The organism is Streptomyces sp. NBC_00637, from assembly GCF_045161545.1.
GTDB lineage: Bacteria > Actinomycetota > Actinomycetes > Streptomycetales > Streptomycetaceae > Streptomyces.
On record NZ_CP109046.1, the window covers coordinates 5,313,405 to 5,337,933 of the forward strand.

Sequence of the window (24,529 nt, forward strand, 5' to 3'; positions counted from 1 at the left end):
GACCTGCACACCACCCGCTCGGGCCCCGCCAGGGGACCTGCTCGGGACCACTCGCTCGCCTGATCCCCTTCTCACCGGAAGGGGATCCTCTCCCACTGTCATGGCGTATCTGGCGCGGAGGCTGGAGGCACGCAATGAACACGACCACTTCTTCACCGACACCCGAGTCCGAGGGGCCACCGAGGCCCACCCGGCTCATCCAGAACGAGGCGACCACCGAGATCCCCGTCCATCTGCTGTTCCGCGACGAGCCCGAGCCGCGGTCCGTGCCGCTCGGGCCCGCGGTGGTGGCCAGCCGGGCGGGCACCGGCGAGCAGCCGCGACTGCGCCGGCCGACGCCGGCCAAGCCCCGGCCGGTGGCGCAGGTCGACCCGGACCTGGTGGAGCGGCCGGGCCGGGTGCTGCCCGGCGTGGTGGGCGTCTTCGCCGGGATGTGCGGGGCGGTGGGCTGTGTGGCCGCCTCGTGGTGGGCCGGGGTGCTGCCGCCGCACGCGGCGCAGGTGCTGCGGCTGCCGGAGTTCGCCGGCGCCGGGCTCGGTCCGGCTCAGTGGGCGGTGTACGCGGGGGCGGGCGCGCTGGGGCTGTTCGGCTTCGGCGGTCTTGCCCGCGGGCGGACCGGCCGGGCCTGGGTGCTCGGTCTGTTCGGCCGCTACCGGGGGACCGTGCGGCGCACCGGCCTGCTGTGGGTCAACCCGCTGCTGCTGCGGCGTCGGGTGGACGTACGGCTGCGGCACTGGCGCAGCGAACCGATGCCCGCCGCCGACGGCAGCGGGGTCGCGCTGCGGGTGGTGACGCTCGTGGTGTGGCGGGTGCGGGACACCGCGCGGGCCACGCTCGGCGTGGAGGACCACGAGACGTATCTGCGCGAGTGCGTCGAGGCGGCCCTGGCCCGGATCCCGGTGGAGACGCCGGGCGCGGGACGGGGTTCGGTGGAGGCGGCGAGCGAGGTGCTGACCAGGCGGGTCGCGCAGGACGCGGGCGCGATCGGCCTGGAGGTGTTCTCGGTGCGGCCGTTGCGGATCGAGTACGCCCCCGAGGTGGCCGCCGCGATGAACCGTCGGCGGATCGCCGCGCTCGACGCCCAGCACCGGGCGAGCATGCTGACGTCGGTCGTGGACTCGGTGGAGGACACGGTGACCCGGCTGACGATGCGCGGACTCGTGGAACTCGACGACTACGAGCGCAAGGCGCTGGTGAAGGACCTGACCGTCGCGTTCTGTTCGGGGCGCGGGGAACAGGGGCCGTGACGGCGCGGCCGTACCGGTTCGGAGACGTCTTTGATATGGACACAGCCAAGAATCGGCAATAATCTCGAACTTGGTCTAGACCTGCACAGCTCGGCTCAGTGAACTCCCCACGTTCTCCAGGAGCGGCAGCATGCGCAAAAAGACCAAGTGGTACGCCGCCGCGCTCGGACTCACCACGGCGGGAGCCTTCGTGCTCACCGCCGGGGGTGCGAGCGGCCACGGCTACACCGACCTCCCCATCAGCCGGCAGAAGCTCTGCCAGAACGGCTCCGTCGCCAACTGCGGTGACATCCAGTGGGAGCCGCAGAGCGTCGAGGGCCCCAAGGGCTTCCCGGCGTCCGGCGCGGCCGACGGAAGGATCTGTTCCGCGAACAACACCCGGTTCGCCCAGCTCGACAGCCCGAAGACCCCTTCGGGTACGGCGTGGCCGGCCACCAAGGTGACCGGTGGTCAGAGCTACACCTTCCGGTGGCAGTTCACCGCCATGCACGCCACGACCGACTTCAAGTACTACGTCACGAGGCAGGGCTGGAACCAGAACCACAACCTGGCCCGCTCCGACCTCGACCTCACCCCGTTCCTGACCGTGCCCTACGGCGGTCAGCGGCCCCCGTCCACCCTCTCGCACAGCGGCACGCTGCCGTCCGGGCTCAGCGGACGGCACGTGATCGTCGCGGTGTGGACGGTCGCCGACACGACCAACGCGTTCTACGCCTGCTCCGACGTCACGTTCTGAGCATCGCTTGAGCTCCCCCGGGTCCGCGCGCGGGTACGTTCCCTGCACGCCGGCACGACCAGGCCGGCGCCTGGACCTCGGGGGAGCTCATGGAAGCGTTCTTCTACCTCGTGCCGTCGGTCATGATCGCCGGCCTGCTGTTCGGCGTGTTCGGGCTGGTCCGACGCTCCCGGCGGGTGGTCCGGGCCTGGGACGGCGGCCTCACCGCGCAGGCGCGCTGCCTGCGGGCCTACACGACGACCAGCGGCGGCGGTGACACCGCGGTCGGCACGACCCTGCACCACGTCTACGAGTTCGGCACCCGTGCGGGCCGGGTCGTCCGCTTCGAGGAGGCGAACGGCCCGGGGACGACCGTCGAGGGCGACATCGTCACCGTCCACTACGCGGCCGAGCACCCCGAGGAGGCCACGGCCAGGACGCCCGCCCGGAACAGGCTCTTCGCCGAGTCGGGCGCTCTGCTGCTCTTCCTCGGCGTGGCCATCGCCTTCTGCGTCTTCTTCATGGTCACCGCCCACGCGATGTTCGCGGAGGCGGACGACTTCATGCCGTAGCCCTCCACATCTGACGGTATGTCAACTACCGTGCGCCGCCATGGAGTCCGTCGCCGAACTCGTCGCGTCCCGGTGGGGCGACCACCGTCCGGGGCTGTGGTGCCGGCACGCCGAGAGCCCGCAGGACGCGGTCCTCACCCATCACGAGGTCGCCGCCGGTGCCGCCGCCCGGGCGGCGCTGCTGGCCGACCTGCTGCCTTCGGGCGGCCCGCCGCATCTCGGGGTCCTGCTGGACAACACCCCGGAGTTCCCGCTCTGGCTGTCGGCCGCCGCCCTCGCCGGCGCGGCCGTCGCCGGGATCAACCCCACCCGGCGGGGCCCCGAACTGGCCCGGGACATCCTGCACACCGAATGCCGGCTGCTGATCACCGAGCACACCCACCTCGCCCTCCTGCGGGGCCTCGACCTGCCCGGAGTCCGCCTGCTCGTCACCGGCACCCCGGAGTACGACGACCTGCTCGCCCCGTACGCGGACGCCCGCCCCGACCCCTCCCGGGCCACCCCCGCCGACCGGCTCCTCCTCTACTTCACCTCCGGCTCGACCGGCGCGCCCAAGGCCGCGATCTGCACCCAGGGGCGGCTCGCCGCCGCGGGGCGCTCCCTGGCCGGACAGTTCGCCGTGGGCCGGGACGACGTGCACTACGTCTGCATGCCGATGTTCCACGGCAACGCGGTGATCGCCGACTGGGCGCCCGCGCTGGCGGCCGGCGCCGGGGTGGCGCTGCGACGGCGGTTCTCGGCGTCCGGGTTCCTCGCGGACGTACGGCGCTACCGGGCGACGTACTTCACCTATGTGGGGCGGGCGATCCAGTACGTCCTGGCCACCGAGCCGGGACCCGACGACCGGGATCACGTGCTGCGGCTCGGCTTCGGCACCGAGGCGGGGGCGGTGGACGCGGCCGCCTTCGAACGGCGCTTCGGGGTACGGCTGGTGGAGGGGTACGGCTCCTCGGAGGGCGGGGCGGCCGTGCAGTGGTCGCCGGGGACACCGGCGGGGGCGGTCGGGCGGGCGGGGCCCGGTCTCGTCGTCCTCGACCAGGAGACACGCGCCGAGTGTCCGCCGGCCGTTCTCGACCCGGCCGGCCGGCTGCTGAACGGTGAGGAGGCGATCGGTGAGCTGGTCAACCGGGGCCCCCACCCCTTCGAGGGGTACTGGCGCAACCCGGCGGCGGAGGCGGAGCGGCGCAGGGAGGACGGGGAGTACTGGACCGGCGACCTCTTCTACCGCGACGGCGAGGGCTTCCTGTACTTCGCGGGCCGCACCGACGACCGGCTCCGCGTCGACAGCGAGAATCTGGCCGCCGCGATGATCGAGAACATCCTCGCCCGGTACGAGGGGGCGGCCGCGGTGGCCGTCTACGCGGTGCCGGATCCGGTGACCGGGGACCAGGTGATGGCGGCGCTGGCCGGTTCCTTCGAGCCGCTCGGTTTCGCCGAGTTCCTGCTCGCCCAGCCCGATCTGGGGACGAAGATGGCGCCCCGGTTCGTACGGGTGCTGGAGTCGATGCCCGTCACCGCCACGAACAAGATCCACCGGGCGCTGCTGCGGCGGGAGGGGGTCCGGTGCGCCGATCCGGTGTGGTGGCGCCCCCCGGGAGAGGCGACGTACCGCAGACTCAGGGCCGGGGAAGCCGAAGGGCCCCTCGTGTCCACGAGGGGCCCTTCTTCGGTGCGCCGCCAGGGACTCGAACCCCGGACCCGCTGATTAAGAGTCAGCTGCTCTAACCAACTGAGCTAGCGGCGCATGACTCCCGCCCTCCGCTTTCGGCGGCTGACGACGGAGAAAATACTACCTGGTCCGCGCGGGTGCTCCGGACCACCCGTGGGGCGGCTCTCAGATCGCGAGTGACAGCAGTACCGGGGCCGCGTTCCTGTTCAGGGTCTCGGCGGCCTGGCGGAGCCGGTGGGCGTGTTCGACGGGCAGGGAGAGGGCCAGACAGCCCGCCATGGAGCCGGCGGTGATCGGGACGGCCGCGCAGACCGTGCCGATCGCGTACTCCTGGAGGTCGAGCATCGGGACCGTGGGCGGCTGCGCCTCCAGGCGGGAGAGCAGCAGTTTGTCGCTGGTGATGGTGCGCGAGGTGAGCCGGGCCATCCGGTGCCGGGAGAGGTGGTCGCGCCGGCCGTTGTGGTCGAGCTGGCCGAGCAGGCTCTTGCCGAGCGCGGTGGCGTGGGCGGAGGAGCGGAAGTCGACCCACTCGTTGACGGACGGTGTGGCGGGGCCGTCGGCGTACTGGGTGATCGTGACCTCGCCGTCGACGTACCGGCTGATGTACACGGCGGCGCCGACGGAGTCCCGGAGGCGGTCGAGGGTGTGCTGGAGCTGGTCGCGCAGGGCCTGCTCGCGGTGGTGCGCGGAGCCCAGCCGGGTCAGGGCGTCGCCCGTGACGTACGCCCCGTCGGCGATCTGCTCGACGTAGCCCTCGCGGCGCAGCATGCGCAGGAGCGTGGTCAGCCGCTCCGCGGTGAGTCCGGTCTGGCGGGCGAGTTCGGCATCGGTGACACCGGTGGAGTGCTGTGCCACCGTCTCCAGGACGCGTAACGCTTCCTGTGCCGAGTGGTACGGCGCGGTCGGCTCGTGCTTCAGCGCCACGGTTTCCCCCCTGGTCGCTTCATGGCCGTGATCCCTGATCCTGGCAGTGAATCATCTCCACGATAACGGCCAAGGGGGCCGATGGGAGGGGTTGTCGGCGAGAATGTGTTCCACCTTCGCCGCCCTCAACTGCGGCGCTGGCACTGTGGCATATGCCAAGGTCATGCCCCGTCGCCGAGAGCTGGGGTCTTGAGCGGATTCACCTCCCGAAGCCGGCCCTGTTTCCGGCCCGGGGCCGGACCGGAAACAGGGAAAGCGCTCACAGCACCGCGCTCAGGAACTCCCGGGTCCGGTCCTGCGCGGGCTCGCTGAAGATCTTCTCCGGCGGGCCCGACTCGATGACGCGACCCGAGTCGAACATCAGGACCTGGTCCGAGATGTCCCGGGCGAAACTCATCTCGTGCGTCACACAGAGCATCGTGATGTCGGTGGTGCGGGCGATGTCCCTGAGCACGTCGAGGACGCCCGCGACCAGCTCGGGGTCCAGCGCCGAGGTGACCTCGTCGAGGAGCAGGATCTGCGGCCGCATCGCCAGCGCGCGGGCGATCGCGACGCGCTGCTGCTGACCGCCGGACAGCTGGCTCGGGTACTTGTCGAGGTGCTCGGTCAGGCCCACCAGTTCGAGCAGCTCGCGGGCCCGCTGTTCGGCCTCGTCCCTGGACAGGCCGAGGACGGTGACCGGGGCCTCGGTGATGTTGCGCAGCACCTTCATGTTCGGGAAGAGGTTGAACTGCTGGAAGACCATCCCGATGTTCTTGCGGACCTCGCGGACGTGCTTCTCGCCGGCCCGGACCAGCTTGCCGTTGCGCTCCTCGTGGGTCAGATAGTCCCCGCCCACCCTGATCGTGCCCTCGTCGGGCGTGGCCAGGGTCATCAGCAGCCGCAGGATGGTCGTCTTGCCCGAGCCCGACGGGCCGATGAGCGTGACGTGCTTGCCGGAGTCGACGGAGAAGTCGAGCCGGTCCAGGACGGTGTTGTCGCCGAAGCGCTTGGTGACCTTGTCGAAGCGGATCAGTTCGCTGCCGTCCACCGGCGGATTGGCGAGGAGGTCGGTGTTCTCTGTGGGCTGGGTGTCAGCGGACAAGGCGTCGCTCCAGGGCTCGGATCAGGAGGGAGGCGGGGTAGGCGATGACGATGAAGGCCACGCCCACCACGGTGAGCGCCTCCGTGGTGAAGGTCTCGTTGCTGAAGGCCTGGGCCTCGCCGAGCATGTCGAAGGCGCCGATGGTCGCGATCATCGGCGAGTCCTTGAGCATGGCGACGACGTAGTTGCCCAGCGGCGGGACGACGCGGCGGATCGCCTGCGGAAGGATCACCGCCCGCCAGGTGCGGCCCCTGGACAGGCTCAGCGCGGTCGCCGCCTCCCACTGGCCGGCGGGAACGCCGTCGATGCCCGCGCGGTAGACCTCGGCGGTGTAGGTGGAGTAGTGCAGTCCCAGGCCGACGATGCCGGTGGTGAGCGGCGACATCGACGGGCCGAAGGTGGGGACCACGTAGAAGAGGAAGAAGAGCTGCACCAGCAGCGGCGTGTTGCGGATGAACTCCGTGACGGCGACGACCGGCCAGCGCACCCAGACCCGCGCGGACCGCTGGGCCAGCGCCCACACCAGACCCAGCGCGAAGGCGATCAGGGTGCCGATGACCAGGGCCTGGAGGGTGACGAGCACGCCGTCCCAGAACCGCGGCATGAAGTCGTCCACGACGTTCCAGTCCCAGTTCATCCCATACCTCCCGCGGACTGCGAACCGGCCTGCAGGCTTTCCCCGCGCGCGCCGAGCTTCCTGGTGGTGGTGCCGCCGCTCTTCTCCGGCAGTTGCCCGATCCCGGCCTTCGCCCTGCGCTCCAGCAGCCGCATACCGCGGGTGATGAGGAAGGCGAGGACGAAGTAGAGGACCAGCAACAGGCTGTAGACCGGGGTGGTCTCGTTGGTGCCCAGCCGGAGCAGACTGCCGGCGAACGTCATGTCGGCCACCGTGATGACCGAGACCAGAGCGGTGCCCTTCAGCAGCTCGATCAGCAGGTTGTTGAACGGCGGCACCATCTCGGGCCATGCCTGGGGCAGTTCGATCAGGCGCAGCCGCTGCCAGCGGGTGAAGTTGAGGGCGATGCCCGCCTCCTTCTGCGCCGGGGTGACGGCGGCCAGGGAACCCCGCACGATCTCGGAGCCGTAGGCGCCGTACGTCAGGCCGAGCGCGCTGACGCCGGCCCACATGGGCACCAGCTGCCAGCCGAAGAGGGGCAGCGCGAAGAACATCCAGAACATCAGCACCAGCGCCGACATGCCGCGGAAGACCTCGAAGTACGTTCCGGCGAGGAAGCGGACGATCCAGTACCGCGAACCGCGGGCGAGCCCGATGCCGAACGAGATGGCGGCGCCGAGGGCGGCGGCGTACACCGTCACCTGCACGGTCACCCAGATACCCGGCAGGAACCAGGTGGTGAAGAACTCGGAACTCATCATCAGCCGCACAACTCCTTCGCCGTGAGGTCCGTCATGTCGGCCCTGGCGAAGCCGAAGGGGCCGACGATGCGGAGGAGTTGCTCGTATTCGTTCTCCTTGAGCTTCAGCAGCTCCTTGTTGAACGCGTCCCGGAAGTTCTTCTCGGACTGCCGGAAGGCGAATCCGCCGGCGCCGTAGGCGGGCTTGCCGTCGACCATGGGCTGGAACGGTTCGGTCGCCGACACGCGTCCGGAATCCGCCACCGCCGCCTTGACCGTGATGCGGGTGCCGGCGAAGGCGTCCACCCGGCCCTGGGCCACCGCGTCGAGCCCGGCCACCTGGTCCGGCAGGATCAGGACGTCGTCGATGCCGGCGGCCTTGGCGTAGTCGATCTGGGCGTAGGCCTTCCCGGAGGCGAGCTTGAGGCCCTTCTTCCTGACGTCCGCATACGTCCTGATGCCGTGCGGGTTGCCCTTCTTGACGATGAAGGCGTCCAGCATCAGGTAGTCCGGGTCGGCGAACAGCACCTGTTCGCACCGCAGGGGATTGATGTACATCCCGGCGGACACCACATCGAACTGCCGGGCCTTCAGCCCGGGTATGAGGGCGCCGAAGTCCACGGGCACCGGCTTGACCTCGTCGATGCCGAGCTTCTTGAAGATCACCTTCGCTATCGCGGGTGATTCCCCGGTGGCCTGTCCGTCGTCTCCGACATATCCGAAAGGTGGCTCGCTGGCGATGCCGATCTTCACGGATCCCTGATCCCGCAAGGTGTCCAGGAGGCTTCCCCCCAGCACCTTTCCGTCATCCGGGACGCGGCTGCAGCCGACCACCCCGAGACTTCCCGCCGTGCTCAGCGACACCGCTCCGGCGAGCAGCGAGCGGCGGCTGAGTCCTCTGTGGGGTCCGTTGTCGGTTCCTGATCGATATGCGTGTGGTCGAGCCATGGGCGCGCGGCTACCCGACTTCATGCGAGTTACACGGACCACTTTCGGCCCCGGCCGTCACCGAGGCCGCCTTGACCACGGGGGGACGATGGAACGCATGGCTGACCGATACATCGAAGTCTCGCTGGTCAAGCGCGGGATCACCGCCACGGCGCAGCTCCTCGACGATCGAGCGCCGATCACCTGCGCGGCCGTCTGGGATTCCCTTCCGCTCGCCGGAGACGTCTATCACGCCAAATACGCGCGTAACGAGATCTACGCCCTCTTTCCGGGATTCGCGGCATCGGAGCCACCGCTGGAAAACCCGACGGTGACCCCCATTCCGGGAGATCTCTGCTATTTCTCCTTCGCCGGAACGGAACTGGGCACCCAGGCCTACGGCTACGACCGCGAGGTCCGCCCGGACACGACGGTCGTCGACCTGGCCCTCTTCTACGAACGCAACAACCTGCTCCTCAACGGCGACGTCGGCTGGGTGCCCGGCATCGTCTGGGGCCGGATCGTGACGGGCCTGGAGGAGATGGCGGTGGCGTGCAACGACCTGTGGCGGACGGGCGCGGCGGGGGAGACGCTCCGGTTCCGCCGATCCGGCCCGCCCGGGGGCGATCCCGCCGGGCGATCGGGCCGAGGCGAGGGTCATGGAGGGCCATAGGGGGAGGGCTGCAAGGGCGCGCGCTCGCGAGGGTTGTGTGGGCGAGGGCTACGACCGGTGGCGCAACGCGTGCCCCGCGCGCAGCACCAGGTCGTCCCGGTGCCGGGCGGCCACGATCTGCAAGCCCACCGGCAGCCCGTCGTCGTCCGTCCCCACCGGGACCGTCGCCGCGGGCTGCTGGGTGAGGTTGAAGGGATAGGTGAAGGGCGTCCACCCCGTCCAGCGCCGATGCCCCGACCCCGCCGGCACCTCCGCCCCCGCCTCGAACGCCGTGATCGGCAGCGTGGGGGTGAGGAGCAGATCGTAGGTGTCGTGGAAACGGCCCATGCGGCGGCCCAGTTCCATCCGGACGTCCACCGCGGCCAGATAGTCGAGGGCGGTGTACCGCGCGCCCGCGGCGCGGATCTCCCGCAGCCCCGGATCGAGCGCGTCGCGCTGGTCGGCCCGCAGTCGCCGGGTCACCTGGGCCGCCCCGGCGAACCACAGGGTGTGGAAGGCGTCCACCGGATCGGTGAGGTCCGGGTCGGCCTCCTCGACGTACGCGCCGAGCTCCGCCAGCCGCTCCACGCCCCGCCGTACCGCCGCCGCGACCTGCGGCTGTACCGCGACCTGTCCGCCCAGCGACGGCGAGTACGCCACCCGCAGCCCGCGCACACCCCGGTCGAGCCCCGCCCGCAGCGACCCGTCCGCCGGGCCCAGTGCCGACCAGTCCCGCGAGTCCGGAACCCCGATCACGTCGAGCAGCAGCGCCGCGTCCGCCGCGTCGCGGGTCATCGGGCCCACGTGCGCCAGCGTGCCGAAGGCGCTCGCCGGGTACAACGGCACACGGCCGTACGTCGGTTTCAGCGCGAAGATGCCGCAGAACGCGGCCGGGATACGGACGCTGCCCCCACCGTCCGTCCCCAGCGACAGCGGCCCCGCGCCGAGCGCCACGGCGGCCGCGCTGCCGCCGCTGGAACCGCCCGCGGTGCGCGACGGGTCGTGCGGGTTGCGGGTCACACCGGTCAGCGGGGAGTCCGTCACCCCCTTCCAGCCGTACTCGGGAGTGGTGGTCTTGCCGAGGAAGACCGCGCCCGCCTCGCGCAGCCGGGCGACGGACGGGGCGTCCTCGTCCCAACGACCCACGGTGTCTATGGACTTGGAGCCCTTGAGCGTCGGGTGCCCCTTCAGCAGCAGGATGTCCTTGACCGTCACCGGCACCCCGTCGAGCGGCCCGGCCGGCTCCCCGCGCCGCCACCGTTCCCGCGAGGCCTCCGCCTGCGCGAGCGCCTCGTCGCCGAGAAGCCGTACGAACGCGTTCACCTCCGGCTGGATCCGCTCGGCCCGGTCCAGGGCCGCCCGGGTCGCCTCCACGGGGCTGAACCCGCCCTTGCGGTAACCGTCGAGGAGTTCGGTCGCCGTGAGTGTGGTGAGGTCGGTCATGCACCCTCCCGAGGCCGGGGACGTCAGTGTCCGGGCACGTATCCGCGTTGCTTGTCGACCACGTTCCGCAGCGGCCGGCCCGCCGCCCACCGCTCGAACAGCTCCACGAACTGCGCGCCGAGCTCGTCCCGCCAGCCGACCGTGTCGCCGCTCATGTGGGGCGAGATCAGCAGCCCCGGGACATGCCACAACGGGCTGTCGGCGGCGAGGGGTTCGGTGGTCAGGACGTCCAGGGCCGCGCCCGCGATCCACCGCCGCTCCAGGGCCCGCACCAGCGCGTCCTCGACGACCAGCGGCCCGCGGCCGACGTTCACGAAGCGGGCGGAGGGCTGCATCACGCCGAACCGCCGGGCGTCGAACATGCCGTGCGTCTGCTCGGTCAGCGGGGCGGCCGCGATCACCCAGTCGGCGCGGGCGAGGAGCCGGTCCAGGTCCTGGGGGCCGTGGATGCCGGTGCGCGGGACGCGGCCGACGACGGCCGTGGTCATGCCGAGCGCCTTCAGGGTGCGGGCGACCGCCCGTCCGATCGGCCCGGACCCGACGACGACGGCCCGGGTCCCGGCGACCCGCGCGCTCTCGCGGTGCCGCCACTCGCCCCGCCGCTGAAGCTCCCAACTCCGCGGCAGATCCTTCGCCATCGCCAGGACCAGCGCGGCCACGTACTCGGCGATCGGCTCGTCGAAGATCCCGCGGGCGTTCGTCACCACCGTGTCCGAAGCGGCGAGCTCGGGGCACATCAGGTGGTCCACGCCCGCGCTCGCCGTGTGCACCCAGCCAGGCCGGGGCCCCTCGCCGGGCCAGGCGGCGCGCACCGCGTGCGAGGCGAAGTCCCAGACCAGCAGGACGTCCGCCGCGGGCAGCCGGGCGGCGAGGGAGGCCTCGTCGGTGTGCAGCACCCGGGCCCGCCCGGTGAGGCGCCCGAGCCGGGGGAGGGGATCGGCGTCCAGCACGAGGAGCGTGGGCAGAGCTGCGGGGACGACGGCCATCCGATGTCCCCTCCGTCCGTGACCAAGTGCCTGACGTGCGCGGATTGACCACGTTCGCACCCGAACCTACCGTCGTCAACACGGCCGTTCGTGCGGCTCGTTGCGCATTCCGACTCCCGTGAGGGCGGTGCCCGCAATGGACGTCACCTTTCTCGGCGGCCCCCGCGCGCAGCGCGGCCTCGGTGTCGTCGCCCCCTTCGACTTCGCGCTGGATCGTGAGCTGTGGCGATGGACGCCGGACGACGTCTCGCTCCATCTGACCCGCACCCCGTACGTCCCCGTCGAGGTCAGCCTGGATCTCGCCCGCCGGGTGAGCGAGCACGAGACCCTCAAGGACGCCGTCCGCACCCTGATCGCGGTCGCCCCCGAGACCGTCGCCTACGCCTGCGCCTCGGGCAGCTTCGTCGGCGGGCTCGCGGGGGAGCGGGCGATGTGCGAGGCGATGACCAGGGCCGGTGCGACGCCGTCCGTGACCACCTCGGGTGCGCTGGTCGAGGCCCTGACGGAGCTGGGCGCCCGCCGGGTGGCCCTGGTGACGCCGTACACGGAGTCGGTGACGCGGTCGCTGGAGGCGTACGTGGCCGAGGCGGGCGGCACGGTCACCGGGCGCGCGTTCATGGGCCTGACCCGGCACATCTGGAAGGTGCCGTACCGCGAGGTGGTGGAGATGGCCCACCGTGCGGTGCGCCCGCCCGCGACCGCCGACGCGCTGTTCATCTCCTGCACCAACCTGCCGACGTACGACGTCATCCCCCAACTGGAGGCCGAGCTGCGGATACCGGTGATCTCGGCCAACCAGGTGACCATGTGGGCGGCGTTGCGCCGACTGGGTACCCGAGCGGTGGGACCGTATCAAGCGCTGCTGGACACCTCGGCACGCGTGTGGCCCCCCGGGCTGCCGGACACCCGGGTACCGCGGGAACTTCCCGTGCCGCAGGAGCCCCCGGTCCTGCCGGAAGAAGAGCAGCAGGAAGGCTGGACATGACCGCACTCGGATTCCTCTACCCGGGCCGATCGGCCGAGGACGACTACCCCCGTATCGAGCAGCTGCTGGGCAGCGACGTCCGGTTGGACCTGGCCCACACGGACATCGGCGAGGACGCGCACCGGGTCGACGCGCTGCGCCAGATGGGCGCGCCGGATCGGCTGGCGAAGGGCGTCGAGCAGCTGCGGCTGGCCGGCGCCGAGGCGATCGTGTGGGCCTGCACCAGCGGTGGCTTCGTGCACGGCTGGGAGGGCGCCCAGGAGCAGGTGCGCGCTCTGGCCACGACCGCAGGGATGCCGGCCTCCTCCACCTCCTTCGCGTTCGTGCACGCGGCCCGGGAGATCGGGGCGGGGCGGGTCGCCGTCGCGGCGACCTACCCGGACGACGTGGCCGGGCTGTTCGCCGAGTTCCTGCGCGCGGGCGGCCTGGAGGTGACCGGCGTCCACAGCGCCGGGATCGTCACCGCGGCCGAGGTCGGCGCCTGGGGCGAGGCGGAGCTGTTCGCCCTCGCGCGGGCGGCCGACGCGCCCGACGCCGGGGCGGTGCTGCTGCCCGACACCGCCCTGCACACGGCCGCGTTCCTCCCCGCCCTGGAGAAGGAGCTCGGCAAGCCGGTCCTCACCGCCAACCAGGTCACGGTCTGGGAGGCCCTGCGCCTCACCGACCGCCGGGTGAACGCCCCGGGCCTGGGCGCCCTCTTCACCCGGGAACCGATCGTGCAGGTCTGAACCGGGCGGCGAGCCGGTCGCCACGGTCGGGACCGGGAATAAACGGGGACACCCTCCTGTTATCGGCCGGAGGACAGCGGGACAGGACACGGCCGACAACAGGAGGACCCCCGTGGCGGCAGACGAGACGGCGAGCGATGTGACGGCCTCGGCGGACGAGATCCGAGGGGCGGCCCGGGGCAGTGCGCCGGTGGCGCTCTCCGTACTGGACCTGGTCACCGTCGGCTCCGGTCGCACCGCCACCGACGCCCTGCGCACCAGCGTCGAGCTCGCGCGGTTCACCGAGTCGCGTGGCTTCCACCGCTACTGGGTCGCCGAGCACCACTCGATGCCGGGCGTCGCCTCCTCCTCGCCGGCGGTGATCCTCGCCCACCTCGCCGCCCACACCGACCGCATCCGGCTCGGCTCGGGCGGCGTGATGCTGCCCAACCACGCGCCTCTCGTCATCGCCGAGCAGTTCGGCACCCTGGAGGCGCTGGCCCCGCACCGCGTCGACCTCGGCCTCGGCCGCGCCCCTGGCACGGACGGCGCCACCGCCGCCGCGCTGCGCCGCACGGCGACCCTGCACGAGGGCGCCGACGACTTCCCCGAGCAGCTCGCCGAGCTCACCCGCTTCCTGGACGACGACTTTCCCGACGGCCACCGCTACGGCCGTATCCACGCGATCCCCGGCCCGGTCCAGGGCACGTCCCCCGGCGGGGTGCAGTCGTCGCACCGGCCGCCGATCTGGCTGCTCGGCTCCTCCGGCTTCAGCGCCCGGCTGGCCGGCGTGCTCGGCCTGCCCTTCGCCTTCGCGCACCACTTCTCGGCGCAGAACACCGTCCCGGCCCTCGACCTGTACCGGGAGTCCTTCCGGCCGTCCGAGGTGCTCGCCGAGCCGTACGCGCTGATCGGCGTCTCCGTGCTGGCGGCCGACGACGAGCGGGAGGCCCGCCGCCAGGTCCTGGCCACCGGCCTCAACATGGTCCGGCTGCGCGGCGGCCGCCCCGGGCTGTTCCCCTCCCCCGAGGAGGCTGAGGCGCACGAATTCAGCGCCCTGGAAAGGGAGTTCGTCGAATCCTGGGGCGCGAACATCATCCACGGCACGGCCGACGAGGTCCGCTCCGGCCTCGACGACCTCCACAAGCGCACCGGCGCCGACGAGTTGATGCTCACCAGCCACGCCCACCGCGGGGAGCTGCGCCTGCGCTCCTACGAACTCGTCGCGGACGCCTACGGGTTGCCGACGGCGTAGGTCTCGGTCCCGCGCAGCTCGGAGATACGGTCCGGCGACACCGGACGGGAGTACAGCCACCCCTGCCCGGTGTCGCAGCCGATGCTGCGCAGCCGGGTCGCCTGCGCGGAGGTCTCCACGCACTCGGCGGTGACGGTCAGCCCCAGCCGGTGGGCGAGGTCGATCATCGCCTCGACAACCACCTGGTCGGCCGGGTTCGGCGGGGAGCCCGCGCCCTCGTACTGGAAGCCGCGCACGAAGGACCCGTCCAGTTTCAGCACCGACACCGGCAGCCGGCTCAGATAGGCGAGGTTGGAGTAGCCGGTGCCGAAGTCGTCGATGGCGATGCCCACGCCCATGTCGCTGAGCGCCTGGAGCGCCTGGAGCGGCCGCCCCGCCGAGCCCATCACGGCCGACTCGGTGAGTTCCAGCTGGAGCAGGTGCGGCGCGAGCCCGGTCTCGGCGAGGATCTCCGCCACGTCCGCCACCAGGTCCGAGTCCCACACCTGACGCACCGCCACGTTGACGCTGACGAACAGCGGGGGATCGTCCGGATTGTCCAGCTGCCACCGCCGTGCCTGGCGGCAGGCGGTGGCCAGAACCCATCGGCCGAGCGGCACGATCGAACCGTCCTCCTCGGCCAGCGCGACGAACCGATTCGGCGACAGCAGCCCGAACCGGGGGTGGTCCCAGCGCACCAGCGCCTCCACACCGCGCAGCCGGCCGTCCGACATGCCGACCAGCGGCTGGTAGTCGAGCCGGAACTCGCCGCGTTCGATGGCCGGGCGGAGAGTGGAGGCCAGTGCCTGCCGGGTCATCAGATGCGCGTTGCGCTCCGGGTCGAACAGCGTCCAGCGGTCCTTGCCGTCCACCTTCGCCCAGTACAGGGTCGTGTCGGCGGCCTGCATCAGACCGGTCGCCGTGGTGCCGGCCGCGTGCCGCTCCACGACCCCGATCGACGCGGAGACGTTCAACCGGTGCCCCGCCAGGTCGAAGGGCGCCTGGAGCGCCTTGAGCACGGACTCGGCGAGGTCGGCGAGTTGCTCGGTGCCGGTGGAGTCCTCGACCAGCAGCGCGAACTCGTCCCCGCCCAGCCGGGCCACCAGCGGCACGCTCGGCCGGTTCCGCCCGGCCTGCTCGGCGCACTCGTTCAGCCGTTCGGCGACGGCGGCCAGCAGCAGGTCGCCGACCCGGTGACCGAGGGTGTCGTTGACCGCCTTGAAGCCGTCCAGGTCCAGGTAGCACAGGCCGATCCGGCCGGTCCCGCTCTGTTCGTACGCCTCCGCCTCCAGCGCGGCGGACACCCGCTCGAAGAACAGCGTCCGGTTGGGCAGCCGGGTCACCGGGTCGTGCATCTGGAGATGCCGCAGTCTCGCCTGGAGGTCACGGTGCGCGCTCACGTCGGCCACCGACAGCAGCACGCCGGGCGTGTCGGGGTCGAGGGGCGAGACGGTGACCTGCGCCCAGAGCGAGCGCCCGTCCGGCTGCTTCAGGCGCCGGGTGCAGCGCAGCTTCGCCTGGCGGCCGCGCAGCACCTCGCGGTAGGCGTGCCAGGTCCGCGGGTCGGAGACGAGGTCCAGCAGGTCGGAGGCGGCCCGCCCGACCAGGTCCGCGCTCCGGACGCCGAGCAGCGTGCCGAGCGCGTCGTTGGCGTCGACGACGCGACCCTCGCCGTCGACCACGGCCATGGCGAGGGGCGCCACGGCGAAGACGGAACGGTAGGCCGGTGGTCGGTTGACCAGGAGCCCGCTTTCCGTGCTGTCGATGTCACTCTCTGTGACGGCTGACCGGTCGAGGTCTGCCGCGGGCGTCGGCCCTTCGGACGTTCCGCTCACCGCTCGCTCCCGCAGTGCACTCGATCGCTGTCCGTGCAGGAAAGTCTGCCGATCATAGAGGCTGCCCCCGGACCCGCGCAGCCACTGCCCAGTGTCCCCGAACAACCCGCCTTTCTGACAGATCGTTTCTGCCCGCACCTGGCCCGGTTCTGTGGGGGGACGACCGCTTGTGACGTTCCGTGAGAATTCCGGGGGTGTCGAGGTGATGCCCGCTTTCCGCCTTCTCACTCGTCTGGGGCAGACAAACAGGGCGTAGTACGACAAATTCACACAGGCTGGGTGGCGGTGTCCCGTGAACCGCCTTCCGGAGGTCCCCTGTGCCGCGACTGCCGCGACTGCCGCGACGTGTGCGACTGCTTCCGCGCCCCCCGCTGCGCAGTACCGCGGCCGTGTTCACCACCTTCTCGGCGCTGGTCGCGAACTCGCTCATCGGCGGCCCCTCGGTCGCCGAGCCGTTCTCGCCCGCCCCGTGCGCCCTGACCCGCACCGCGGCCCACCACTCGGAGGGCGTGGACACCTGGAACACCGCCTACCCCCGGCCGACCCGGTCCCTCGACGCGGTGATGGTCTTCCTGTCCTTCCCGGACCGGTTCCCGACGACCTCCCCCGACGAACTGACCGCCGACCACTTCCCGGCCACCAGCCGCTACTTCCGGCAGGCCTCCTACGGCAAGTTCGAGCTGCGCGCGCATCCGCTGAAGCGCTGGATCCGCATGCCGAAGCCGTCCACCGCGTACGCCATACAGCGCGACTGGAACGCCGACAGCCGCGCCGCCTACCTGCACGACGCGCTTGCCGCCGCCGACCCCCACGTCGACTTCTCCCGCTACGACCTCGTCTACTTCGTGGCCGACCCGGACGCGCCGGGTGTCGACTCGGACGCGACGAAGGTCGTCAACCTGGACACCCCGCTGAACGCCGACGGCAAGGACATCCGCCGGGTCGTCACGGTCTTCGAGCAGCACCCCCCGGACCGTCTCGTCCTCGCCCACGAGACCGGCCACGTCTTCGACCTGCCCGACCTCTACCACCGCCCCGCCGACGGCAAGGGCGACTGGGACACCTACGTCGGCGACTGGGACCTGATGGGCAGCCAGTTCGGTCTCGCCCCCGACCTCTTCGCCTGGCACAAGTGGAAACTGGGCTGGCTGGACGAGCGCCAGGTGGTGTGCGTACGGGGGCCGGGTCCGACCCGGCTGACCCTGGAACCGCTGACCGCCGGACCGGGCGTGCCGGTCGCGCGCGCCTCCGGGGCGCCGGCCTTCGGACTCGGCCACGGGCCCAAGCTGGCCGTGGTGCGCACCGGCCCCGACAGCGCGCTCGCCTTCGAGGCGCGCGACCCGGCGGGCAACGACCGGGCGGCCTGCCGCAGCGGCGTCCTCGTCTATCGCATCAGCAGCGGCGCCCGGTCCGGCCGGGGCCCGGTCGAGGTGATCGACGCCCACCCGCACACCGAGGCCTGCTGGGAGAACTCCGTCTACCCGCCCCTCGCGGACGCCCCGGTCGCCCTCGGCGAGAGCTTCACGGTGCCGGGCAACGGCGTACGCGTGGACGTGGAGGGGCGCACGGCCTCGGGGGAGTGGACGGTGCAGATCACCCCGGGCACGAAGTTGTGACCCCGGCCGGTGCGGGGTGACGGGCCCCGGCTGATCCGCCTCGGGTGACCGGTCCAGGGCGACCGCTTTCCGGTACGTGAAAGGCCCCTCGCTCTCGCGAGGGGCCTTTCACCGTCGTGCGCCGCCAGGGACTCGAACCCCGGACCCGCTGATTAAGAGTCAGCTGCTCTAACCAACTGAGCTAGCGGCGCCTGCTGACGTCGTAGACCTTAGCATCCTGATCCTGGGGAGGAGAAATCGAAATCCGCACGGCCGAACGGGCCGCCCGGACGGCCGCCCACAGCAGGATCTCCGGGCCAGGCAGCCAGGGCTGACGGGTGTCCGGGGCGACCACCCAGCGCGTCGACGAGCCGTCCCCGGCCGGGGTGAGCGCGGGCACGGTCACCGCGTCGCCCGTGCCGTGGCAGAGCAGCGGCGGCACCGTCGCGGCACGGCCGTCCCGGCGGCCTTCGGCGCTCCACTCCTCCCACTCCAGCAGCGAGGGCAGCCGCTGGGCCGTGCCCGGCGCCGCGAACAGCAGCGTCCGCCCGCGGAACGCGGCCACCGGCCCGGAGCCCGGCCCCTCGCCCCACAGCCGGTCGAGCATCAGGCGCCCGAACAACGCCGGCGCGCTGACGATGTCGAACGCCGAGCCGCAGGGCAGCACCACCGGGGCCTGCGGCCGCTCCTCCCAGAAAGCGAGCGTGCTGCGCGGATACGTCCCGGCGGAGGCCAGCCAGGCGGCGCCGTCCGGGGTGACGCCGATGGGTTCGTCGCATGCGCTGCTCATACCTCCAGGTGTACCGGGGGTGAGCGGACGAATTCACAGGGTTGCGGGAAACCGGGACGGGAGGGGACGGGGAGGAGTATCTTGCCCGCCCGGCATATGCCAGGCGCCCGGGCGGGCGCGGGGGGACCGGTGCCGTCGGCGCGGGCGGCGCGGCGCTCAGACGGGGTCGGCGTGCCCCCGCCCCTCGGTGTCGCCCCGCAGCAGATCCCGGCCGAACTCGACCATCTTCTTCGCGTAGTCCTCGGTCCACTCGGCCCGCTCGCCGATGTCCGCCGGGGTCAGCCGGTCGAAGCGGCGCGGATCGGCGAGCTGCGCCGCCGCCATGGCCTGGAACTCCACCGCCCGGTCGGCGGCCGCCCGGAACGCGAGCGTCAACTCCGTGGCCCGCGCGAGCAACGCGGCCGGATCGTCTATCGACTCCAGGTCGAAGAAGTGCTCCGGATCACCGGCCGCCTCGGCGGGCTCGAAGAGCAGGGGCGCGGGGCGTAGCCGCGGTTCGTTCCGACGCGGCGTGGGCTCCGCCATGTCTTCTCCTCCTCGTACGGTTCGGATGGTTCCACCGGCACGGCGCCGATGGAGCGGACCGGAGTGGACCACCCTCCATTGTCCCCCGGTCGCGCAAGGGGCCCTCGGCCCCGCATTCTCAAGGCTCCCGGCCGCCCCGGTGTTCCCGCCGGATCCGGGTCCCGGTCACGGCTTCCACGCCACCCGGTGCTCCGCGAGATGCGCCAGCACCGCGTGGTTCGCCTCCCAGCCGTCCGGGAACTTCACCAGGGTCCCCAGCTGGACCGGTTCCGTCGACGGGTAGGCGTCCAGGAGGTCGCCCACGCCCGCCCGGCACACCACCACGCACGCGTGCCGGTGGCGCGAGGCCAGGACGCACAGACGGCCCGTCTCCAGGTGGAAGGCGGTGGCGTCGGGACGGCCGGAGAGCGGGTGGAGGATCACGGTGACGTCGAACTCCATGCCCTGGAGCCGGTTCGCGGTGTCCACGGTCACGTCCGCCACACCCAGCTCCGCCAGCGCGGCCCGCACCGCCGCCGCCTGGTCGCGGTGCGCCGTGCCGACGGCGACCCGGTCGGCGGTCAGCGGGGTCGGATCGGGGGAGAGCTCCGAGGTGGCCGCGCCGCCCCGGTCCAGCAGCCGCCGGACGACCGTCGCGACGGCCCGCACCGCCTCGGGGTCGGTCCGGGGCGTGTGCCGGGCGGGCAGCTCCAGCAGTCCCCAGCCCGACTCCGCCGCCTCGTCGATCACCCGGTCGGTGCCCGAGCCGTCCGGGGGCACGGCGAAGGACAGGCGCCGGTCGCCGTGACCGGTGCCGCTGCGGAACGGGGTGTACGGGTAGAACGCGTCGGAGACCAGCGGCGCCGCCGACGCCGGCAGCCGCCAGGACACCGGCAGCCGGTGCTGGGGCAGCTCGGGGTTGTGCGCGAGCAGGGTGCTCACCGCCGAGGCCGACGGATCGTACGTCAGGCCCGCCCACTGCTCGCCGCCCACGATCGAGAAGGGGTCCAGCTGCCCCGGATCGCCCACGAACAGCGCCCGCTCGAACAGCCCGGCCACGGCCAGCAGCCCGTCCGACCGCATCTGGTACGCCTCGTCCACGATCGCGTGCCGCCACGGCTCGTCGACCTTCACATGCGCCCACTTGGCCGCGGTGGAGATCACCACCGGCAGACCCGCCAGCTCCGCGGCCTTCGCCGACTTCCGTACGTTCGGCAGCTCGTCGAGCACCTTGTCGTAGGGGTCGGTGTCGCTGCTGTGCAGCCGGCCCACCGGCAGCTCGGGGTTCTTCACGGCGAGCCGCACGACCAGGTCGTCGACCTGCGCGTTGGTCTGCGCGACCACCATCAACGGCCGCCCCGCGTCGGCCAGTTCCAGTGCCGCGCGGACGACGAGCGTGGACTTGCCGGCGCCGGGCGGGGAGTCGACGACCACCCCGCGCGCGGTGCCGTGCAGCGTGTCGCGCAGGATCGCGTCGGTGGCGCGAGCGGCGGCGGTACCGGGGTCGAAGACGGCCTCGGTGGTCACAGCACATCCTCCCGGGTGACGGAATCGGGAACTTCGGGCACCTGCTCACCCGGCGGCCCGCCGTGCGTCCACGGCGTGTCCTCCGGGTCGGGCAGCTTCGCGCCGCCCCGCTGCTCGTGCTCGAAGAGCGTGAAGCAGAGCCGGTCGCCCTTCTCGGGCACGGACCCCGTCTCGGGCTCCTTGCCACGGCCCATCTTGTCGACGATCCGCAGCACCAGCAGGCCGTCCTCCTCCTCGCCGTCCCGCCCCACGAACTCGGCCGCCTGCGGCTTCCCGCCCAGCGACCGGAACACCTTCGCCCGCTCGCCGAGATGCGGCCGGTCGTCCGTCCGTACGGTGACCAGCGGGCGCGGACTCGGCCGCTTGCTCTCGCTGTACGCCATGACCACGTCGACGACCTCGCCCGCGAACGCCTCCCCGGCCAGCCGCCGCCCCGCCATCACCAGCGGGTCGTCGAGCGCCTCCTGCGCCTCCAGCCGGGCCTGCTCCCGCTCGCGGGTGGCGAGCTTGTTGGCCGCGGTGACCGCGTCGTCGCGGCGCGGCTGCGGAGGCTCGCCGGCCACGACCCGGTCGCGGTGTCCGGTGAACGACCAGCGGTCGCGCGTCCACCGCTCCTCGACGTGCGCGCCCTCCGGCAGCGCCCGCAACAGGTCCAGGCCCTCCCACACCCTGTCCCAGGTGGGCAGCGTCCGGCTGCGCACCAGCTCGCGGATCTCCCGCTCGGCCGCGGTGAGCGCGCCCAGCCGGTCGTCGGCCTGGAGGCCGTCCTCGGCGGCCGCCAGGGCGGTACGCGCGCGGTCGTAGCGTTCGAGGGCCGGTGCGAGCAGCTTGTTGTCGAACGCCGGGTCGGTCGCCGGACCGGCCGGCGGGCACCACAGCTGCCCGGCGGCGTCCCGCGCGAGTTCCGCGCGCAGCGCCGCCTCGGCGCCCGTCTCGCCCGGCGGTGGGGAGATCCAGGCGAGCTGTGCCCCCAGGTGCTGGTCCTCCAGGCTGGACTGCCCGGTCGCCCAGTGCCGGCCCAGGACCTCCGTCATCGCCAGGAGCAGCGAGGATCCGGGCACCCGCGACCGCTCCCCGAAGTGGGTCAGCCAGCGTCCGAGCAACGGCACGCGCGGGGGCGCGGGGTACGGCGTCTCCGGGTCCTGCTCCGCCGTACGCCTGAAGCGCATGGAGCGGCCCAGCAGGCGTACGAACTCGACGCCCGCGCGGCTCGGAACGATCAGCTGGGGCGCGTCGGCGCACAGCTCGACCTCGACCTTGACGCGTTTGCCGGTCTCCGGGTCGGTCTCGCTGCGCTCGGCGGCCTCGACGGCGTCGGCGTAGGAGTCGAGGTACGGCAGGACGACGTCGGCCAGTTCGGCGAGGAACGCGAACCTCAGGTCGCGGTCGCGCGGCTGCGGTACGACCAGCAGCCGCGGCGCCTCCCGGTCGGTGCCGACCAGCGCGCCCAGCGGGGCACCGGCCTCACCGGCCGTGGTCAGCGGCACGAAGACCAGCGGCCGCTCGGACAGATGCCGGTGCCGCACGGTGGCGGTGGGCTGGGCGCGGCCGGTGGTGACGGCCTCGAGGCGGGCGAGGGTGGTGATCAGTGACACATCGCCCCCAGGGCGTCGGCGCGCAGTCGTGCGGCCCGGCGCAGGGCGGCCACCGCCGGATCCCGCGGATCACCGCTCTCGCCGCGCGCCGCCGAGAGGACGTCCTCGACGGTGGTCAGCCCGCCCAGTTCGGCCCGCACGGAACGGCCCAGGGAGGTGACCGCGCCGGCCGCGCGGGACCGCTCACGGCAGTGGAACGCCAGCTCGCAGGCGGCCAGGCACTCCGGCGCGTAGGTCGCCGGGACCGCCTCGACGGCCGCCGTGAGCCGCTCGGCGGGCAGCTCGGGAGAGAAGCAGGTGCCGTCGGGGAGGGCGTCGGCGATGTCCTGGATGCGGGTGAGGCGGGCCAGTTGGCGCCTGGTGACCGCGCGCTGCTTGCGCACGTCCACGGCGGAGGCGGTGGGCAGGTTGGAGAAGTCCTTGGGGCAGACCAGGAGCACCCGGTGGCGCACCTGCGGGGCCGGGTCGAGCCGTTCGGCGACCGCTTCGAGGGCGAGCACGTACACGGCGGCCTGGCGGGCGGCGGCGCCGACCTTCGCCGGGTCCGCCGAGCCGTCCAGCATCGGGAAGGACTTGATCTCCACGACCGTCCAGCTGCCGTCCGGGTGCACCACCACCGCGTCCGGCTCCAGGAAGGCGGGGGAGCCCGCCACGTCGAGCGCGATCATCGGGTGGTCGAGGAGCGTCCAGGTCCCGCTCGCCCCGGTGGCCTCGCGCAGCGCCAGCGCGGTGCGCGCGGTACGGCCCTCGGGGCCGATCGCGGACAGGTCGGGCAGGGCCGCCTCGACAGGCGGCGCGGCGCCGGGATCCAGCCGCTCGTGCACCAGCCGCAGCAGCTCCGCGCCGCCGTCCGCCTTCACCTTCGCCTCGAAGGCGTTGCCGCGCGTCAGGGCGAACTGGGACTGCCCGAAAGTCGAGGGCGAGCCCAGCGCGTCCGCCAGCGTCGCCTTGTCCACCCCGGCGCCGTCGAGGATCGCGCGCCGCTCGCAGCCCGGGTTCGCCGCCAGCGCCGCGAGGGCGCGGGCGTCCAGCGCCTTGGCCGGTACGTCGGGCCCGCGCAGCTCAGCGAGCCGCTGCCGGAGCGCCGTCCCCCGCGTCCGAGGGGGAGGCACCCGGCTCGGCTCCGGGGCCGAACCGTGACTCGCGCTGCCGTGGAATTCGCTCACCCGTCGAAGTCTGGCATCCGCCACTGACAATCGGGGCCGATGTGCCGGCGGAGGCGGTCGCGACCAGCGGGACACGGGCCGCGAACCACACCCGGGCACGGTCCGCGCCGCGCATCACCAACGGCGTCAGCAGCAGTCCGACGCCCATCACGGCCGCACCCGCGACCGCGTCGAGGAAGTAGTGGTTGGCGGTGCCCATCACCACGAGCGTCGTCACCAGCGGGTAGACGACACCGGCCGTCTTCGCCGTACGCGTGCCGCCGTACCGCCACAGCATGACGCCGCACCACAGGGCCCAGCCGACGTGCAGGCTGGGCATCGCCGCGTACTGGTTGGTCATGCCGCCCATGCCGCGCGGCGCGCTCGCCTCGCCGCCCCACCAGCCGTACGAGCTGTACTGGGCCATGGTGTCCACGAATCCGTGGCCCGCCGACAGCAGCCGGGGCGGGCACGTGGGCAGCAGCGTGAAGCCGATGAGCCCCATGAACGTGGACGTCATCAGCCAGGTGCGGGCCGCCCGGTAGCGCACGGTCCGCGACCGGAACAGCCAGACCAGGACCACGGGCGTCACCAGGTAGTGCAGCGACGCGTACCAGAAGTCGGCCGGCACGCCGATCCACGCCTGGGTCCGGAACAGCCGGTTCAGCGGGTGCTCGCCGTTGATGTGCAGGAACTTCTCGATGCGCAGGATCGCCAGGCCGTGGTCGACGGCGGTCGTCACATCGCCCCGCGCGAGCAGCCGGCCCCCGGAGTAGCAGGCGTACACCAACAGGAGCAGGGGCAGCTCGGTCCACCAGCGCAACCGTGTCCGCGGGGCCGCCTCGGTGCCTGGTGTCTCGGTCTGCGGCATCCGATCGCCTCCCCCTTCTGGTCGCTGTCTCGTGGCTGCTGCTCTGCCGGTGGCTCGGGACGGGCCACTTTACGGCGTACGCAGGCGCCCCTTCACGGGCGCCCCGGCTCTCAAAGACGCTGAGATCGCCCGTCGGGTTGCCCCTGTTCAGGGTGAGCGATGATGGA

The 24,529-nt window shown here is 72.4% G+C and carries 23 protein-coding genes and 2 tRNA genes; 9 read left to right on the forward strand and 16 right to left on the reverse strand.

All coding sequences use genetic code 11. From position 1 onward, the window contains the following. The first annotated feature begins 134 nt into the window (after positions 1 to 134). The 4 genes from OG440_RS23335 (at position 135) to OG440_RS23350 (ending at position 4,239) form a co-directional block, all read left to right on the forward strand. Positions 135 to 1,247, forward strand: coding sequence for an SPFH domain-containing protein (locus OG440_RS23335; RefSeq protein ID WP_406008729.1), 1,113 nt, complete (start codon positions 135 to 137; stop codon positions 1,245 to 1,247). A gap of 130 nt (positions 1,248 to 1,377) precedes the next feature. Further along, on the forward strand, positions 1,378 to 1,983 hold the full coding sequence (locus tag OG440_RS23340; RefSeq protein WP_406008730.1) for a lytic polysaccharide monooxygenase: 606 nt from the start codon (positions 1,378 to 1,380) through the stop codon (positions 1,981 to 1,983). 89 nt (positions 1,984 to 2,072) lie between these two features. Continuing rightward, a complete protein-coding gene (locus OG440_RS23345) occupies positions 2,073 to 2,534 on the forward strand; it encodes a DUF3592 domain-containing protein (protein WP_406008731.1) in 462 nt (153 codons plus the stop codon). Between the two features lie 40 nt (positions 2,535 to 2,574). After that, positions 2,575 to 4,239 carry an AMP-binding protein gene (locus tag OG440_RS23350; protein ID WP_406008732.1) on the forward strand — a complete coding sequence of 555 codons (1,665 nt, stop codon included), beginning with the start codon at positions 2,575 to 2,577 and terminating at the stop codon, positions 4,237 to 4,239. On the opposite strand, the gene OG440_RS23355 is transcribed toward OG440_RS23350, so the two are convergent. From OG440_RS23355 to ehuB, 6 genes are all read right to left on the reverse strand, one after another. Next, positions 4,205 to 4,278, reverse strand: a tRNA-Lys gene (locus OG440_RS23355). The two genes, OG440_RS23350 and OG440_RS23355, sit on opposite strands and share 35 nt — an antisense overlap. 90 nt (positions 4,279 to 4,368) lie before the next feature. Beyond that, positions 4,369 to 5,127 (reverse strand): IclR family transcriptional regulator, encoded by a 759-nt coding sequence (locus tag OG440_RS23360; RefSeq protein ID WP_406008733.1) that lies wholly within the window; start codon positions 5,125 to 5,127, stop codon positions 4,369 to 4,371. Positions 5,128 to 5,386: 259 nt separating this feature from the next. Continuing rightward, complete coding sequence (gene ehuA / locus OG440_RS23365; protein WP_406008734.1) at positions 5,387 to 6,211, reverse strand: ectoine/hydroxyectoine ABC transporter ATP-binding protein EhuA; 825 nt, start codon at positions 6,209 to 6,211, stop codon at positions 5,387 to 5,389. Further along, on the reverse strand, positions 6,201 to 6,848 hold the full coding sequence (gene ehuD / locus OG440_RS23370; protein WP_406008735.1) for an ectoine/hydroxyectoine ABC transporter permease subunit EhuD: 648 nt from the start codon (positions 6,846 to 6,848) through the stop codon (positions 6,201 to 6,203). Before ehuD ends, ehuA begins: the two co-directional genes overlap by 11 nt. Continuing rightward, positions 6,845 to 7,588, reverse strand: coding sequence for an ectoine/hydroxyectoine ABC transporter permease subunit EhuC (gene ehuC / locus OG440_RS23375; protein WP_406008736.1), 744 nt, complete (start codon positions 7,586 to 7,588; stop codon positions 6,845 to 6,847). The genes ehuD and ehuC overlap by 4 nt, the downstream gene beginning before the upstream one ends. Then, positions 7,588 to 8,514, reverse strand: a complete 927-nt coding sequence (gene ehuB / locus OG440_RS23380; protein ID WP_406008737.1) for an ectoine/hydroxyectoine ABC transporter substrate-binding protein EhuB — start codon at positions 8,512 to 8,514, stop codon at positions 7,588 to 7,590. The genes ehuC and ehuB overlap by 1 nt, the downstream gene beginning before the upstream one ends. A gap of 97 nt (positions 8,515 to 8,611) precedes the next feature. On the opposite strand from ehuB, the gene OG440_RS23385 reads away from it, so the two are divergent. Then, entirely contained in the window at positions 8,612 to 9,166 is a 555-nt protein-coding gene (locus OG440_RS23385) for a DUF3830 family protein (protein ID WP_406008738.1), read from the forward strand. 48 nt (positions 9,167 to 9,214) lie between these two features. On the opposite strand, the gene OG440_RS23390 is transcribed toward OG440_RS23385, so the two are convergent. Together OG440_RS23390 and OG440_RS23395 are read right to left on the reverse strand one after the other, a co-directional pair. Continuing rightward, a complete protein-coding gene (locus OG440_RS23390; protein WP_406008739.1) occupies positions 9,215 to 10,588 on the reverse strand; it encodes an amidase in 1,374 nt (457 codons plus the stop codon). Positions 10,589 to 10,611: 23 nt separating this feature from the next. Then, on the reverse strand, positions 10,612 to 11,574 hold the full coding sequence (locus tag OG440_RS23395; protein ID WP_406008740.1) for a D-2-hydroxyacid dehydrogenase: 963 nt from the start codon (positions 11,572 to 11,574) through the stop codon (positions 10,612 to 10,614). Between the two features lie 136 nt (positions 11,575 to 11,710). Between OG440_RS23395 and OG440_RS23400 the strand changes: the two genes are divergently transcribed. From OG440_RS23400 to OG440_RS23410, 3 genes are all read left to right on the forward strand, one after another. Next, entirely contained in the window at positions 11,711 to 12,559 is an 849-nt protein-coding gene (locus OG440_RS23400; RefSeq protein ID WP_406008741.1) for a decarboxylase, read from the forward strand. Beyond that, the gene (locus OG440_RS23405) at positions 12,556 to 13,287 is read left to right on the forward strand and encodes an aspartate/glutamate racemase family protein (protein ID WP_406008742.1); all 732 of its coding nucleotides are present in this window, start codon (positions 12,556 to 12,558) and stop codon (positions 13,285 to 13,287) included. The genes OG440_RS23400 and OG440_RS23405 overlap by 4 nt, the downstream gene beginning before the upstream one ends. 112 nt (positions 13,288 to 13,399) lie before the next feature. Further along, positions 13,400 to 14,521, forward strand: a complete 1,122-nt coding sequence (locus OG440_RS23410; protein WP_406008743.1) for an LLM class flavin-dependent oxidoreductase — start codon at positions 13,400 to 13,402, stop codon at positions 14,519 to 14,521. Here the strand turns inward: OG440_RS23410 and OG440_RS23415 are convergent. After that, a complete protein-coding gene (locus OG440_RS23415) occupies positions 14,500 to 16,335 on the reverse strand; it encodes a putative bifunctional diguanylate cyclase/phosphodiesterase (RefSeq protein WP_406008744.1) in 1,836 nt (611 codons plus the stop codon). The two genes, OG440_RS23410 and OG440_RS23415, sit on opposite strands and share 22 nt — an antisense overlap. A gap of 347 nt (positions 16,336 to 16,682) precedes the next feature. On the opposite strand from OG440_RS23415, the gene OG440_RS23420 reads away from it, so the two are divergent. Continuing rightward, a complete protein-coding gene (locus OG440_RS23420; RefSeq protein WP_406008745.1) occupies positions 16,683 to 17,951 on the forward strand; it encodes a M6 family metalloprotease domain-containing protein in 1,269 nt (422 codons plus the stop codon). Between the two features lie 117 nt (positions 17,952 to 18,068). Here the strand turns inward: OG440_RS23420 and OG440_RS23425 are convergent. From OG440_RS23425 to OG440_RS23455, 7 genes are all read right to left on the reverse strand, one after another. Beyond that, positions 18,069 to 18,142, reverse strand: a tRNA-Lys gene (locus OG440_RS23425). Further along, complete coding sequence (locus OG440_RS23430; RefSeq protein WP_406008746.1) at positions 18,133 to 18,720, reverse strand: bifunctional DNA primase/polymerase; 588 nt, start codon at positions 18,718 to 18,720, stop codon at positions 18,133 to 18,135. The genes OG440_RS23425 and OG440_RS23430 overlap by 10 nt, the downstream gene beginning before the upstream one ends. A 156-nt stretch (positions 18,721 to 18,876) precedes the next feature. Continuing rightward, positions 18,877 to 19,245, reverse strand: coding sequence for a hypothetical protein (locus tag OG440_RS23435; protein WP_020132289.1), 369 nt, complete (start codon positions 19,243 to 19,245; stop codon positions 18,877 to 18,879). 165 nt (positions 19,246 to 19,410) lie between these two features. Further along, the gene (locus OG440_RS23440; protein ID WP_406008747.1) at positions 19,411 to 20,751 is read right to left on the reverse strand and encodes an AAA family ATPase; all 1,341 of its coding nucleotides are present in this window, start codon (positions 20,749 to 20,751) and stop codon (positions 19,411 to 19,413) included. Next, entirely contained in the window at positions 20,748 to 22,346 is a 1,599-nt protein-coding gene (locus OG440_RS23445) for a hypothetical protein (protein WP_406008748.1), read from the reverse strand. Before OG440_RS23445 ends, OG440_RS23440 begins: the two co-directional genes overlap by 4 nt. Then, on the reverse strand, positions 22,337 to 23,458 hold the full coding sequence (locus OG440_RS23450) for a hypothetical protein (RefSeq protein ID WP_406008749.1): 1,122 nt from the start codon (positions 23,456 to 23,458) through the stop codon (positions 22,337 to 22,339). Before OG440_RS23450 ends, OG440_RS23445 begins: the two co-directional genes overlap by 10 nt. Next, the gene (locus tag OG440_RS23455; RefSeq protein WP_406008750.1) at positions 23,409 to 24,362 is read right to left on the reverse strand and encodes a phosphatase PAP2 family protein; all 954 of its coding nucleotides are present in this window, start codon (positions 24,360 to 24,362) and stop codon (positions 23,409 to 23,411) included. The genes OG440_RS23450 and OG440_RS23455 overlap by 50 nt, the downstream gene beginning before the upstream one ends. Positions 24,363 to 24,529 lie beyond the last annotated feature (167 nt).